This is a genomic window from Mariniphaga anaerophila, assembly GCF_900129025.1.
Taxonomy (GTDB): Bacteria; Bacteroidota; Bacteroidia; order Bacteroidales; family Prolixibacteraceae; genus Mariniphaga; species Mariniphaga anaerophila.
The window spans coordinates 225,897-239,800 of record NZ_FQUM01000003.1 but is presented as its reverse complement, the minus strand read 5'-3'; the positions used below and the strand labels follow the sequence as shown (position 1 = coordinate 239,800).

The following is a 13,904-nucleotide window of genomic DNA, read 5'->3' as shown; positions in this document are numbered from 1 at the left end:
TCGTGCCCTACAAAAAGCCTAAAATAGAAAAGATTTTTTTTACCATCGGGGAAGTTGCCGAAATGGTTGACGTTACACCTCCCACCATTAGATATTGGGAAAGCAGTTTCGATGAGCTTTCTCCCAAAAAGAGCAGTAAAGGAACGCGGCTTTTTTCGAAAGAGGATATCGAAACGGTAAAATTTATCCATTTTTTGGTGAAAGAACGCGGAATGACCGTTAAAGGCGTGCAGCAGAAACTGAAAAGCAACAGGCAAAGCACCATAGAAAATTGGGAAATTGTAAAACGACTGCAAAAAATTAAGGACGAGCTGATTGCTATTAAAAATGAAATGGACGAGTAATTATGTTGAAGGTTAAAGAAATTGTAAACTATCTTGATACGATTGCGCCGCCGGCTCTGCAGGAATCTTACGATAATGCGGGGCTGATTGTTGGTAATCCTGACGCAGAAGTTTCGTCAGCTCTTGTTACTATCGATGTTACCGAAGCAGTTGTTGATGAGGCAGTAAATAGCAAATCAGGATTGATTATCGCCCACCATCCAATTGTTTTTTCGGGGTTGAAAAAGCTAACCGGCAAAAACTATGTTGAACGCACAGTGCTGAAAGCCATCAAAAACGACATTGCCATTTATGCTGCACACACAAACTTGGATGCGGTTTCAGGTGGTGTTAATACAAAAATATGTGAAAAGCTGGGGTTGAAAAACTGTCGGGTTTTGCAACCTGTTTCAGGACAGCTAAAAAAGCTGGTTACATTTATCCCGACTGAAAAGGCCGAATTTGTAAGAACCGCAATTTTTGAAGCCGGCGCAGGTTTTATCGGTAATTACGATTATTGCGGGTATAATCTAGAAGGCGTCGGGAGTTTCAGAGCCGGCGAAAATACCAACCCCTACGTTGGCGAGAAAGGAGAGGTTCATTACGAGAAAGAGGTTCGATTCGAAACTGTTTTCCCGTCGTGGCTGCAGCCAAAAATTATAAAAGCGCTTATTAATGCTCATCCTTACGAAGAGGTGGCTTACGATATTTATACTTTAGATAATAATTTTGAGAAAGCCGGGATGGGAATGATTGGCGACCTGGAAACAGCTATTCCAGAGGCAGATTTTTTAAAATTGTTGAAAGGAACTTTTGCAACGGGCAGTATCAGGCATACTGCATTGAAAGGCGAAAATGTGAAGAAAGTTGCTGTTTGCGGTGGCGCCGGATCGTTTTTGCTGAAACAGGCGATTGCCGCCAAAGCAGATTTTTTTGTGACCGGAGATTTTAAATACCATCAGTTTTTTGATGCCGAAAATAAAATAGTGATTGCAGATGTTGGTCATTATGAAAGTGAGCAGTTCACTAAAGAACTTTTTTATGAATTACTTATGAAAAAATTCCCTACATTTGCAGTCCGTTTTTCGGAGGTAAGAACCAATCCGGTATTTTACTTTTGATTTTTTAATGAGTTGAATTTAAAGAATAACGAGCGATGAATGCATCAATTTCAAGGCAAGAAGACAAAGACATTTCAATTGAGGATAAACTGCGCGCATTGCATGAATTGCAGAGTGTGGTTTCTGAAATAGATAAAATAAAAACCCTGCGGGGAGAATTGCCGCTTGAAGTGCAGGATCTTGAAGACGAAATTGCAGGGTTGCGTACCAGGCTGGTAAATCTTGAAGACGAAATAAAAACTTTGGATACTGCAATAAATAACAAAAAAATTGCGATTAAAGATTCGCAAACGCTTATTGCAAAGTACACCGAGCAACAAAATAACGTACGTAACAACCGTGAGTTCGATTCTTTGTCGAAAGAGATCGAGTTCCAAACTCTCGAAATAGAACTTTCTGAAAAGAGAATTAAGGAATTTACTGCGGAAATGTCCGAAAAGAAAGAAACTATTGAAACTTCTAAAACGTTGCTGAAAGAACGCGAAGAAGATTCGGACAGGAAGAAAAACGAGCTGGACGAAATTACCGAAGAAACAAAAATTGAAGAGGAAAAACTGAAAGGCAAGGCCGAAAAAATTGAGATGTTTATTGAGCCGCGCCTGCTTACAGCTTTTAAACGTATTCGGAAAAATGCGCGTAACGGGCTTGCTGTAGTTACCATTCAGCGTGATGCATGTGGTGGTTGCTTTAACAAAATTCCGCCACAGCGTCAACTCGATATCGCCAGCCGCAAAAAAATTATTGTTTGTGAGTACTGCGGTAGAATTCTGGTTGATAAAAACATCAACGTGGTAGAAGAAGCTGAGCAATAGAATTTTGTTAATAATATTAATGGGTTTGTCCGTAAACAGCGGGACAACTCTGAATAAAGAAAAGACATTCAGTACATTAAAAATGTATGAGTGTCTTTTCTGGTTTTAAGACCTTCTCCAAAGTTTTTTTGTAAAGGTTTAAGTTTTGAAAAAAAGGGAGATTCCATTTATTTGTCGCGGTATAATTATTGTTGATTGTTTCAAGTTGATTTAATTCATTTTCAGTCATAAAAGTCATATCTTTTTGTTTCAAAAAATCATTTCAACTTTAACCGGATGAATTTTATTTATCGCGATAAACTAAATGGCTTTTTTTCGTTGTCTGCTGCCGATAAATGGATGCAGCGAAATGCCGGACAGCCGTTGCCCACATTCTGTATTTTGTTGAACTACGGAAAATCAATTGACCTGCAGATTGATTTGGAAAACTACCAGATTCAGAACAACCAGATTTGCTGTATTAACCCCGGAAGTATTATCCCAAAAATTGATTATGCAGATGAAAACCATTGCCTGATTGATTTTAACCAGGCCTTTTATTGCCTGGAGTTGCACGACAAAGAACTATCGTGCAACGGCCTGCTTTTTGGCGCCTTGTCAGCTCCTCCTGTTTTGAGTTTTCCTCCGGAAGAAGCTTCGGACAATATTGCCCTGGTAGATACATTCCGAAAAGAGTTTCAATATGCAGATAGTAACCAGGGAGATATGCTTCGTGTGTTGCTAAAGCAGCTAATTATTAAAAGTGTAAGGCTGGCCAGGGAACAGCTTTTTACCACTGAAAACCCATTGCAGGAAGAAACTGATGTAATCCGAAAATTTCAGGCGTTGGTTGAACGGTATTTCAGAGAAAAACACAAGGTGGCAGATTATGCTGAAATGATGTACAAATCACCTAAAACCTTGTCGAATACTTTTAAGAAGTTAAGCGGAATATCGCCTATGCAAATTATTCAGGAACGAATTGTTTTGGAAGCCAAAAGACTTATGTTTTACACCGACAAATCGGTTAAGGAAATTACATATGAACTGGGCTTTTCAGAACCTGCGCATTTTAGCCGGCTGTTTAAAAAGGTTACCGGGAAGAGCCCATCGGAGTTTCAAGTGTGATTTTAGTACCTAAAAAAGATACCTCCACTGCAACGTGAAGGTACCAGTCATGCGCGAGAGTTTTTCCATTAAAGCTTATCCGCGTTGGTGTGATCAAGGCTTAAATAGTTCTACTGTTTCTTCTAAAAAGTCAGAACCTTAACCCTTTCATCTTTCAGGTAGTCAGTTAGCGGTTTTCCCATTCCGGCTACGTCAAAGCCAAGTCCTTTTAGTTCATCTGCAACGTTGTAGGCATTGGCACAGGCAATGCAGGCTCGTATTTCAATTCCATCGTTTTCCATGGCCTTCAGCTTGTCCTGAATTTTTTTGTTTTCCGATGTCAGCTTTGCTGATGGTCCCCAGATAATAAGAGTTACATCTTTGAACCATTCATTCTTTTTTGCAGCGTGAGTGTACATCAGTGCAACACGCTCTGCTACGTACGGGTCTCCACTGGTCCAGACCACAACTAATTGGTCTTTGTTCTCGTTCTTTTGTTCTTGATTCATGGCATCGCTAATGTTTGCAGAAAGGAAAGCAACTGCAAGGATTACTAAGTATTTTAAATGTTTCATTTCCCCGGGAATTTACATGTTTTTCAAAATGGCCAACAGCAGTTTTCCTGACAGACGAGTAGTATAATCGGGATTAATGTATTCGAATTGAATTTTACCCGATGGAGAAACAATAAAAACAGATGGAACGGGCAATAATCCTTTGTTCATTCCTCCGCTTTTAATTTCCAGCATTCCGTAATATTTTTCTGGCGCTTTAAATGCAATTCCCATATTTTTTATTAATTGCCCGTCAGCATCAGAATATAATTTGTACTGAATGTTCTTGTCGTCTTCGGTAATTTTCAGGTTTTCAGGCGCATCCGGACTTACAGCTACAATTTGGTACCCCAAGTCAATAATCTCTTTTTCAACCTCTTGGATGTCCGATAAATGGGCATTGCAATACGGACACCAGCCTCCCCGGTAAAAAAGTAAAACCGTTGGTTTTTCTGAAAGCACTTTGCTGAGTTGAACTGTAGAGTTGTCATCCGATTTGAGGCTGGCTTCCGGCACCTGTTCGCCAATCAGCAGTGGAGAAATTTGTTCCGGAAGTTGCGGAATTTGAGCAATAGCATAATTGCCTGCGAATAGTAGTAAAACTAATAGTTGTTTCATCGTATAAATTTTTGAGTTTTTAAAGGCAGCAGATGGAATTTGTCTGAGTTGTTTTTATCTCTCTCATTATGACCTCCATGCTGATGCTCATTTTGTAATTTTATTATTCTGAAGTCTTTCTTTTATATGAGCTAATTTATTGAAATATTTACACTTCCGCCCGGGTTTGTGTTGGTTGATATGTTTCCCATTGAATGCACTGAGTGAACCGCTGCGTCAGCAGGTACGTCAGCCAATAAAGGTTTTAGCAGGAAGGGAGCTGCGCTGTTGTCGGGCATGGGTTCAACTGATATTACAATTTTTGCACCGGACAAATCGGTTGGAAAGGTGAGGCCGGATGGAGCATTCATTAGAAAATCTTCGCCGGGATAGTTCGGGCCGGGATTTGTTCCACTAAACGGCGCAGCCATATCCGCAGCACTAACCGACGTAAATTTACCTGTTGTAACAGGCGTTCCGTTAATTACGGCCCATCCTTCGTATTGCCATCCTTCTGGCAACGTAGGAAGGTTGAGTCCTGCCATTGGTGAACCTGTGCTGTTGTCGAGGAACCAAACCCCGCTGTTTTCGTCGGTATCCACATTATTGGTTGGGGTTGCCAGAATGTATTTCCCAGTTGAATTGGCAAAATTAGTTCCCAATGCCGCGGCGTGCTCAACACTGAGTGTTCCGGCCTTTGCGGAAATGTCGCCGCCTAAAATGTGTACTTTGCTTGGTGCGGGGTCTGCATCAGGCACAGGTTCAATGGTTAATACAAAAGTAGTTGCTTTTTCAAGGGTCATCCGGTCAAGGGCAAATGTTGTTTTCGAGAGTTTGCCGGTGACATCCACGTTAAAAGTACCGGTTGCAACAGGCGCTCCGTCTACAATAACCCAGCCTTCGTAAGTAAAATCCGGGCCTAAGTCTTCAAGGCCGTTAATGTTTAAATTAAGATTCCCGGTCATCGACACGTCATCGTCTTTGTCGCAACTTATAAAAAGTGCGATGCTTAAAAGAATTAGAACTGAAATTTTAATTGTTTTCATTTTTGATAATTTTTAAGGTTAAAATGATAATTTGATTTTGTTATGCTGCATAATCGTGTAATTCCGGGGCAGGCGGAAAATCTACCGGTACTTGTGTGGCGTTGTGTAAGTAGTTGGTGAAACTTGTTACGTTAACAATGGCAACAAGGTCAATCAAAGCCTTATTGTCAAATCCTTCGTTAAAAAAGCGTTCGTTCAGGTGTTCGTTCAGTTTGCCTTTGTTAGTTGCAATTTGCTGAGCCGTTTCAACAAGCAGATTTATTCGTTTGTCGGTCAGGTTGGCCTTGCGAATGGCAATTGTTTCTTCTTCGGTAAAGCCATTCATTTTTGCAATTACAGTGTGTGCTGCCTTGCAATACTGACAATTATTTACTTCTGAAACGGCCAGTTTTATGGCTTCAATTTCTCTTTTGTTAAAACTTGAGTTGCCTACAACTCCCGAATAATTCAGGTATCCAGCAAGTACATCTGAAGAATATCCCATTGTCGCGTAAAGGTTGGGAACCATTCCCAGACTATTCTCAAGGTCGTTAAAAACTGCTTTTGCTTTTTCATCAACCTGCTCTTTTGTTGGTACATTAATCTTTGTCATTTTTATCTGTTTTTACGATGAATAATCTACATTACAAAGGTGTTGCAGATTTTGGTTTTGTGGAATGAAGCTTTTTCCCGTGGGCTTATCAATTTTTCCCTTTATGCGAAACCGAAGCTTTTTCCGGATGAATTTTGTACAGATTTTAACATAAGGTGAAATAACATTGCAGAATACCTGGTGCTTTTGCTTTTGAGATTATTGTTTGAGAGATTTGGCCGAAAATGCAATAATGCGAACGAAACAGGAAAATGCATTATTGAGGAATATGTAAAAAGCGTGGAACTTTTCTGCGCTTCTTGCGTTTTTAGGAAAGTTAGAACTAGAAATATTGAGAAGTTATGAGAACATTAAAAACATTTATTCTATTCATTTTTATTGCAACCGGGGTTGTTGCTCAGGATGCAGTAAAAGACACAACATACTGGAAAGTATCTGGTCAGGCTTCAGTGAATTTTAGCCAGGTTTCGTTTTCTCACTGGGCCGGTGGTGGTAAAAATTCCGTTTCGGGAGTTGGATTGTTCGATATGAATGCCATTTATCAAAAGAATAAAATTCAGTGGAGCAATACGTTGAAATCTGGTTACGGTCTTTTGAAAGAGGAGAAAGGGCAGGCGGTTAAAACCGACGATAAACTGGAAGTGAACTCAAAACTGGGCGTTCAGTTGAAAAACGAAAAGCTGCTGTTTTCGTCTTTTGCAAACTTTTTAACCCAGTTTGCCGATGGTTATAAATACCCGAACACCACCGATAAAATTTCAACCTTTTTTGCACCTGCATACCTGACGATTGCTTCCGGTATCGATTATCAACCCTCTGAAAAACTTTCGCTTTTTATTACTCCGATTTCCGGAAAATTTACGTTTGTTACCGATGAGGAGCTTTCTGCCGCAGGTGCTTTTGGTGTTGAGCCCGGGAAAAAAGCAAGAGCAGAAATGGGTGCAACCCTGAAAGGCGAGTTTAAAACGCCGGTGATGAAAAATGTAAATCTGGCAACTACTTTATCGTTGTTTTCCAATTATTTCAACAATCCTCAAAACATTGACGTAAATTGGGATATAGCGGTAAATATGAAGATTAACGATTATTTGTCGGCTAATTTGCTCACCAATCTGGTTTACGACCACGACATTTTGGTGCCGGTTGACGATGAAGGAAATACCGGACGACGCATTCAGTTAAAACAACTGTTTGGAGTTGGTTTAAGTTATAAGTTTTAGAAGAATTGATATCTAATAAAAATGGGGCGAGAAATTATTTCTTACCCCATTTTTTATTGTTTCCAGGTATGGTGTTACCAGCTTCCTCCGGCACCACCACCGCCAAAACTTCCTCCTCCAAAACCACCGAATCCACCGAATCCTCCAGAGCCGCCAAAGCTTCCGCTGCCCGAAGAGAAATTACTGAAAGACCCGCCATGCGAACGGTTGCCCGACATCATGCCTAAAGCAATCCATAGCGGAAGGTTCTTTCCGGGGGAATAAAACCTGCGTTTGCGCCCGCGCAATGCGGGAATTACAACAAAAAACAGAAGCAAAATTACAAACAGAGGAATTCCGCTGCCTTTTTTTGCGTAGTTTTCCTGGTAATATTCGGCGGTGTATTCACCTTTGGTAATGTTCATAATTACGTTGATTCCACTTTCGAGCCCTTTGTAATAGTTGTTCTGCTTGAAATATGGAATCATTTCATTATCGATAACCGGGCCGTTGACAACAGCGTCAGGCAAAACCCCTTCCAGTCCGTAACCGGTAGCAATAAAAATTCGTCCCTGCTCGTTGCCAATTTTTGGTTTTACAAGTATTACCAACCCGTTGTTTTTACCTTTTTGTCCAACGCCCCATTTTTCTCCCAGACGAAAAGCGTAGTCGCCCGGATCGTACCCTTCCAAATCTTTAACGGTGGCTACCACAATCTGGGTCGAAGTTTCGCGGGCAAACTGTTCGAGCTTTAATTCCAGGTTGTTGTATTCCGGCTGGCTCAGAACTCCGGCAAAGTCATTTACCAGCCTTGGCGGGGTGGGACGTTCCGGAATTTCAGCATGAAGGGCGGTAACACCCAGAATCAGAATAAATAATGCTATTATTTTTTTCATTTTTCCTCCTTGTCAGTACCAAACGAAATTTCGTCTGATAATTCATTAACATCATCTTTTTGGTAAGGGAAGTGCTGTTTTAGTTGTTCTCCTGCCTTTTTAATCCCAACGGAGATGCCATCGGTGAAGTTTCCTTCTTTGAATTTTAATGCCATTTCGTTTTTGATTTCCTCCCAAAAACTATCCGGAACTTTTTGGTTAATTCCGGCATCACCTAGAATGGCAAATTTATGGTCTGCAACAGCCAGGTAAAACAGCACTCCGTTACGAAGCTGTGTTTTGTGCATCTCCAGTTTTTCGAAAATGTAAGCAGCTCTGTCCAACACGTTTCCTTTGCAGTTTTTTTCGATATGCACGCGAATTTCGCCCGATGTATTGGTTTCGGCTACGCGTATTGCATTGGTGATTTTTAGTTTGTCTTCTTCTGAAAAATATTTTCGAACACTCATTTCATTTGACAATTAAAATTCTACAACCGGGGGTTGATCTGCTCCCTGCCTTGCTTCAAAATAGTTTTTCTTTTCGAACCCAAGCATTCCTGAATAAATTACTTGCGGGAACTTGCGGATGTAAGCGTTGTAAGTCTGGGTTACTTCATTGAATTTTCTGCGCTCTACTGCAATTCGGTTTTCAGTGCCTTCAAGCTGCGCCTGTAAATCCATGAAGTTTTGGTTGGCTTTCAGATCAGGATACCGTTCAACCGTAACCATCAACCTGCTCAATGCAGAAGAAAGTCCTTCCTGTGCCTGATTGAATTGTGCAATGGCTTCTGGTGTTAAATTGCTTGGGTCGACGTTTACAGAAGTGGCTTTTGAACGCGCTTCGATTACACCCACCAGTGTTTCCTGTTCGTGCCCTGCATAACCTTTTACCGTATTTACCAGGTTCGGAATTAAATCGGCCCGGCGCTGGTAAACGTTTTCAACCTGCGACCACTGCGAAGAAACCTGTTCTTCCATGTCAACCATTTTGTTGTAACCGCAACTTGACAGAAATAGTCCTGCAAATGCAACCAAAATAATCAGTACTCCTCTTCTCATAATTTAATTTCGTTTGTTATACTTCAAATATTCTCAAAATCTGTGAAATATCATCCCAAATTTCGGGGAAAGACCCTAATTTGCCGCTGTATTTCATCTATCAGAAGATAAATCAAAGAAAAAATTATGACAAAAGAGCAATTCAGGAAAGCTATTTTGGAAGGCATTCCATCAGAGCTTCCGGTTCCCGGAGTTTATGATACATCGGTTAGTCATGCCCCCAAACGGAAAGATGTGTTGTCATTGCGTGAGAAAAAGCTGGCTCTTAAAAATGCGTTGCGCTATTTTCCAAATGAGTTTCATGATGTTTTAGCGCCTGAATTTCTGGAAGAATTGCAAAACTACGGGCGCATTTATATGTATCGTTTTCGGCCTGAATATGAAATGCGTGCCCGTTCGATAGATGAATACCCGTGCCGCTCGCAGCAGGCAGCATCTATTATGTTGATGATTCAGAATAATCTGAATCCCGCTGTGGCGCAACATCCGCACGAGTTGATAACTTACGGCGGAAACGGTGCGGTTTTTCAAAATTGGGCGCAATACCTGCTTGTTATGAAATACCTGGCGGAAATGACCGATGAACAAACGCTGGTAATATATTCCGGCCATCCGCTCGGCTTGTTTCCCTCGCATGCAGGCGCGCCTCGCGTGGTGGTAACCAACGGCATGATGATTCCCAATTATTCTTCGAAAGATGAGTATGAAAAGTACAATGCCCTGGGGGTAACGCAATACGGACAAATGACTGCCGGGTCGTACATGTACATTGGTCCGCAGGGAATTGTGCACGGAACAACCATTACGTTGTTGAATGCAGCCCGCCTGCATGCTGACGGAGGTGTTTCCGGAAAAATATTTGTGTCGAGTGGGTTGGGCGGAATGTCTGGAGCGCAGCCAAAAGCTGCGGTAATTGCCGGAATGGTTGCTGTTGTTGCAGAAATAAATCCGCAGGCGCTGCAAAAACGATTTGAGCAGGGCTGGGTAGATGAGGTTTACTCAGACCTTGATGAGTTGATAAAAAGGATGCTGAGTGCCCGGAGTAGTAAAGATGCAGTTTCGCTGGCCTACCAGGGGAATGTGGTAGATTTGTGGGAAAAACTGGCTGAAGAAAATATCGAAATTGATTTAGGTTCTGACCAAACATCGTTGCACAATCCGTTTGCCGGAGGATACTATCCTGCCGGTTTAACTTTTGACGAATCGAATAAAATGATGGCCGATCAACCGGAAGCATTTAAGGAAAAGGTTTACGAGTCGCTGCGGCGTCAGGTGGAAGCCATCAATAAGCTGGCCCGAAACGGAATGTATTTCTGGGATTACGGCAATGCATTTTTATTGGAAGCCGGTCGTGCCGGGGCAGAGGTTTACGAACCCAGTGGAATTTTCAGGTTTCCGTCGTACGTGCAGGATATTATGGGGCCGTTGTTTTTTGACTATGGTTTTGGCCCATTTCGTTGGGTCTGCACATCGGGAGATGCTGCTGATTTGGCGAAAACAGATCGGATTGCAGCAGAGGTTTTAGCCGGGCTTGCCAAAGAAGCTCCGAAGGAAATCAGAATGCAAATGGAGGATAACCTGCACTGGATACAACAGGCGGGGCCAAACAATCTGGTGGTGGGGTCGCAGGCACGTATTCTGTACGCCGACTGTGTTGGAAGAATTCAGATTGCCCGCGCGTTTAACAAAGCCATTCGTAATGGCGAAATTTCGGCGCCCATTGTTTTGGGGCGCGACCACCACGATGTTTCGGGAACGGACTCTCCGTACCGGGAAACATCAAATATTTACGATGGCTCGGCAATGACAGCAGACATGGCCGTGCAGAATTTTGTGGGAGACAGTTTTAGGGGAGCTACCTGGGTTTCGCTGCACAACGGCGGAGGCGTGGGGTGGGGCGAAGTAATTAACGGCGGTTTTGGTCTTACCATTGACGGCTCGGACGAAGCCGGAAAACGACTGGAAATGATGTTGCACTGGGACGTGAACAACGGCATCGCCCGGAGGAGTTGGGCTCAGAATTCTCCGGCAAAATTTGCCATACAGAAAGCCATGGAGGAAAATCCGCAATTGAAAGTTACTTTGCCGAATGAGACCGACCAAACACTTTTAGATAGCTTGTTTTAATAGGGAAACGAGTTTGCTTCTCCGTTTGTTCCTTACAAAAAAAACTACGATTCTATTCAAAAATTAAAGAATACGGGCGGCTGATTTCCCGGCGCAACTCGTCAATCCCAAAACTTCTGCTTTTGCGGATGGTTTCGTGCCCACCAAAAAAAACCAGAATGGTTGGTGCTGCAAATACGCGATGCTGGCCGGCTACGTCAGGTAAAACGTCTGATTTTACGTAAGCCAGTTTCATTTTCGGAAATTCGTTTTCAATTAGTTCTGCAACCTTCGGTTTTAATACTTTACATACATTACAAGCCTCGGTCGAAAAATAGCCGAGCAAAGCCGGTTCTTCCTGTTTTAGCCGGTCAAATTCTTCCAGCGATTGAATTTCGATAAACATATTCTTAAAATTAAAACTGGTTTGTACGAAGCATAACGAGCGTGCATCCTTCAACTGTTTCAATGCTTTTGGATTCCAGCATTTTTTTAAACTCGCTGTTTTCAGTTCCGGGATTAAAGATAACGCGTTGCGGATTCAGCTTCAGTATGTGTTCGTAATATTCGGGCTGACGTGTTGCCCCAATGTATAAAGTTACCGTGTGTATCCGGGCTTCGTCCGGAAAATCGGTTTGAATTGTAACATCATCCACATTGCCGGTTCGTTTGGCGAGGGCAACTACGTCGTGGTTGTATTCCCGGAGCATTTGAATGGCTTTGTTTGAATACCGTTCGGGATTGGTGCTTGCTCCGATAACCAGGGTTCTTTTGTTGTTGCTTTCCATCAGTTGTCCTGTTTCATCACAAGTACTGCGGCGAGTGCAGAAATTCCTTCTTCCCGGCCTTCAAAACCCAGATGTTCTGTGGTGGTGGCTTTAACTGATATTCTTTCGGTATCAATGCCAAGAACATCGGCCATTGCCTTTTTTATCTCCGGAATATAAGGTTTCAGTTTGGGTTGCTGCGCACTAATTGTAGAATCGATGTTTACAATTTCAAATCCTTTCGCTTTCACCAGCGAGTAGGTTTCCCTGAGCAGGATTTTACTGTCGATGTTTTTGAATTGTGCAGAAGTGTCAGGAAAATGGGTGCCAATGTCACCGAGGCTGACCGCTCCCAGAAGTGCGTCGCAAACTGCGTGGAGAAGTACATCGCCATCGGAGTGTGCCACAGTTCCTTTGCTGTGGGGAATTAAAATACCACCCAGCCACAAAGTTTCACCTTCAGCCAGGCGGTGTACATCGTATCCTTGTCCGATTCTAATCATTTTTTTACCGCTGGTTACTAAATGCTTCCACATCAAAAGCCAGGGTAAACCGCAGTGTGTTAGCCAGCGGATGGTTTTGTTGTGTTGGCAGCAGGTATGAAAAGTCGAGGGAAAAGACATTCATTTTAAAGCCGGCTCCGAAAGTCATAAACTTCCTGTTCCCTTTGTTTGCATGTTCGTGGAAGTAACCGGCACGCAATGCAAATTGTTTGTTGTACCAGTATTCTACCCCGGCAGATAAACTAATTTCCTGCAACTCTTCTTTGAACCCTCCCGGGGCATCAGAAAACGAAGAAAAAATACCGGCAACAACTGACTTGTCTGAACCAAAGAAGTCCAAAATTATTTCGTCATCATCGTAGGTTGTTGTGTCTTTTGGAGGCGTTGGAACCAAAAGTTTATTGGCTTCAACAGCAAAAGTGAATGTATTGTAATCGTCAACTTCAGAGGTGTAAGCCATTCCTAATTTCATAGTAGTCGGAATGAAGTATTTATCTGCTCCTTCTGCTCCTTCGTAATAAGAAATTTTTGCACCGATATTTTGGATGTTAATACCTGCAGAGAAAGTTTTGTCTTGTCGGTTCGACCTGAATTCATTAAAGAAATAGAATGCAACGTCAGCAGCATAAGTGTTCCCGGCATGAGTTTCCACACCGTTTACCAGCTGTCCGCCGTAAATATCAGACCTGATGTAACGAAGGGCAACAGATCCGGAAAACATATCAGAAAGTTTTCGGGTATAACCAAGGTCAATGGCAAACTCGTTGGGGCTTACCTGCATTGTTTCGTACCCTAAATCGTCTCTAAAAAGTATATCGCCAAGCGCAAAGTAGCGTAGTGAGCTACTGATGGTCTGCAAATCGTCTAATCTTTTGTAACCAACTAAATACGCCAGGTTGATGTCGTCGGCAAGGGCGCGAAGCCACGGTGAGTAGGAGAGGCTGACTCCCATTTCACTTTCCATGAAAGCGTATTTGGCGGGGTTCCAGTGCTGAGAACTCAAGTCAGGAGTGGTTCCAACACCAACATCACCCATACCTCCTGCACGTGAGTCGGGAGTTATGGACAGAAAAGGAACTGCTGTTGTAATTGTGTTGGCTCCTGTCACAGTAGACTGGGCTTTTGCAAAATTTGATGAAGCAACTATTAGTGCTATCAGAAATAAAAAACGTACTGACTTAATCATAATTCTTTTAAAAATTGAGCGTTGCAAATATAAGAATAGTAGCCGATGCAACAATTATTCTAATTTCAGAGAACGG

17 protein-coding genes are annotated in these 13,904 nt (G+C 42.3%); 6 read left to right on the top strand and 11 right to left on the bottom strand.

Features of this window, described 5'->3' with window-relative positions; all coding sequences use genetic code 11:
• The first annotated feature begins 2 nt into the window (after nt 1–2).
• The 4 genes from BUB08_RS07095 to BUB08_RS07080 all read left to right on the top strand — a co-directional run bounded on the left by BUB08_RS07095 (nt 3) and on the right by BUB08_RS07080 (nt 3,363).
• Nucleotides 3–344, top strand: coding sequence for a MerR family transcriptional regulator (locus tag BUB08_RS07095; protein ID WP_073000261.1), 342 nt, complete (start codon nt 3–5; stop codon nt 342–344).
• Between the two features lie 2 nt (nt 345–346).
• Nucleotides 347–1,444, top strand: coding sequence for a Nif3-like dinuclear metal center hexameric protein (locus tag BUB08_RS07090; protein ID WP_073000258.1), 1,098 nt, complete (start codon nt 347–349; stop codon nt 1,442–1,444).
• Nucleotides 1,445–1,479: 35 nt separating this feature from the next.
• Nucleotides 1,480–2,256 carry a zinc ribbon domain-containing protein gene (locus BUB08_RS07085; RefSeq protein WP_073000256.1) on the top strand — a complete coding sequence of 259 codons (777 nt, stop codon included), beginning with the start codon at nt 1,480–1,482 and terminating at the stop codon, nt 2,254–2,256.
• A 276-nt stretch (nt 2,257–2,532) separates the two neighbouring features.
• Nucleotides 2,533–3,363, top strand: a complete 831-nt coding sequence (locus BUB08_RS07080; protein ID WP_073000255.1) for a helix-turn-helix domain-containing protein — start codon at nt 2,533–2,535, stop codon at nt 3,361–3,363.
• Between the two features lie 122 nt (nt 3,364–3,485).
• Here the strand turns inward: BUB08_RS07080 and BUB08_RS07075 are convergent, their stop codons facing one another.
• From BUB08_RS07075 to BUB08_RS07060, 4 genes are all read right to left on the bottom strand, one after another.
• On the bottom strand, nt 3,486–3,917 hold the full coding sequence (locus BUB08_RS07075) for a DsrE family protein (RefSeq protein ID WP_245820180.1): 432 nt from the start codon (nt 3,915–3,917) through the stop codon (nt 3,486–3,488).
• Between the two features lie 12 nt (nt 3,918–3,929).
• Nucleotides 3,930–4,514: a peroxiredoxin-like family protein gene (locus BUB08_RS07070; RefSeq protein ID WP_073000253.1), complete on the bottom strand. Its 585-nt coding sequence runs from the start codon at nt 4,512–4,514 to the stop codon at nt 3,930–3,932.
• Between the two features lie 131 nt (nt 4,515–4,645).
• Nucleotides 4,646–5,539: an anti-sigma factor gene (locus BUB08_RS07065; protein WP_073000251.1), complete on the bottom strand. Its 894-nt coding sequence runs from the start codon at nt 5,537–5,539 to the stop codon at nt 4,646–4,648.
• 40 nt (nt 5,540–5,579) lie between these two features.
• Nucleotides 5,580–6,131, bottom strand: coding sequence for a carboxymuconolactone decarboxylase family protein (locus BUB08_RS07060; RefSeq protein WP_073000249.1), 552 nt, complete (start codon nt 6,129–6,131; stop codon nt 5,580–5,582).
• Nucleotides 6,132–6,472: 341 nt separating this feature from the next.
• Between BUB08_RS07060 and BUB08_RS07055 the strand changes: the two genes are divergently transcribed.
• The gene (locus tag BUB08_RS07055; protein ID WP_073000247.1) at nt 6,473–7,351 is read left to right on the top strand and encodes a DUF3078 domain-containing protein; all 879 of its coding nucleotides are present in this window, start codon (nt 6,473–6,475) and stop codon (nt 7,349–7,351) included.
• 74 nt (nt 7,352–7,425) lie between these two features.
• On the opposite strand, the gene BUB08_RS07050 is transcribed toward BUB08_RS07055, so the two are convergent.
• The 3 genes from BUB08_RS07050 to BUB08_RS07040 are packed head-to-tail and all read right to left on the bottom strand — an operon-like array spanning nt 7,426 to nt 9,266.
• Nucleotides 7,426–8,226: a TPM domain-containing protein gene (locus BUB08_RS07050; RefSeq protein WP_073000245.1), complete on the bottom strand. Its 801-nt coding sequence runs from the start codon at nt 8,224–8,226 to the stop codon at nt 7,426–7,428.
• Nucleotides 8,223–8,675 (bottom strand): TPM domain-containing protein, encoded by a 453-nt coding sequence (locus BUB08_RS07045; RefSeq protein WP_073000243.1) that lies wholly within the window; start codon nt 8,673–8,675, stop codon nt 8,223–8,225. Before BUB08_RS07045 ends, BUB08_RS07050 begins: the two co-directional genes overlap by 4 nt.
• A gap of 12 nt (nt 8,676–8,687) precedes the next feature.
• Nucleotides 8,688–9,266 (bottom strand): LemA family protein, encoded by a 579-nt coding sequence (locus tag BUB08_RS07040; RefSeq protein ID WP_073000241.1) that lies wholly within the window; start codon nt 9,264–9,266, stop codon nt 8,688–8,690.
• Between the two features lie 126 nt (nt 9,267–9,392).
• On the opposite strand from BUB08_RS07040, the gene BUB08_RS07035 reads away from it, so the two are divergent.
• On the top strand, nt 9,393–11,393 hold the full coding sequence (locus BUB08_RS07035) for a urocanate hydratase (protein WP_073000239.1): 2,001 nt from the start codon (nt 9,393–9,395) through the stop codon (nt 11,391–11,393).
• 52 nt (nt 11,394–11,445) lie between these two features.
• Here BUB08_RS07035 and BUB08_RS07030 read toward each other — a convergent pair whose 3' ends face one another.
• The 4 genes from BUB08_RS07030 to porV are packed head-to-tail and all read right to left on the bottom strand — an operon-like array spanning nt 11,446 to nt 13,828.
• On the bottom strand, nt 11,446–11,778 hold the full coding sequence (locus tag BUB08_RS07030) for a thioredoxin family protein (protein ID WP_073000237.1): 333 nt from the start codon (nt 11,776–11,778) through the stop codon (nt 11,446–11,448).
• 10 nt (nt 11,779–11,788) lie between these two features.
• Nucleotides 11,789–12,160 (bottom strand): CoA-binding protein, encoded by a 372-nt coding sequence (locus BUB08_RS07025; RefSeq protein WP_073000235.1) that lies wholly within the window; start codon nt 12,158–12,160, stop codon nt 11,789–11,791.
• Nucleotides 12,160–12,642: a 2-C-methyl-D-erythritol 2,4-cyclodiphosphate synthase gene (ispF, locus tag BUB08_RS07020; protein ID WP_073000846.1), complete on the bottom strand. Its 483-nt coding sequence runs from the start codon at nt 12,640–12,642 to the stop codon at nt 12,160–12,162. The genes BUB08_RS07025 and ispF overlap by 1 nt, the downstream gene beginning before the upstream one ends.
• A gap of 4 nt (nt 12,643–12,646) precedes the next feature.
• The gene (porV, locus tag BUB08_RS07015; RefSeq protein ID WP_073000233.1) at nt 12,647–13,828 is read right to left on the bottom strand and encodes a type IX secretion system outer membrane channel protein PorV; all 1,182 of its coding nucleotides are present in this window, start codon (nt 13,826–13,828) and stop codon (nt 12,647–12,649) included.
• Nucleotides 13,829–13,904: the final 76 nt, after the last annotated feature.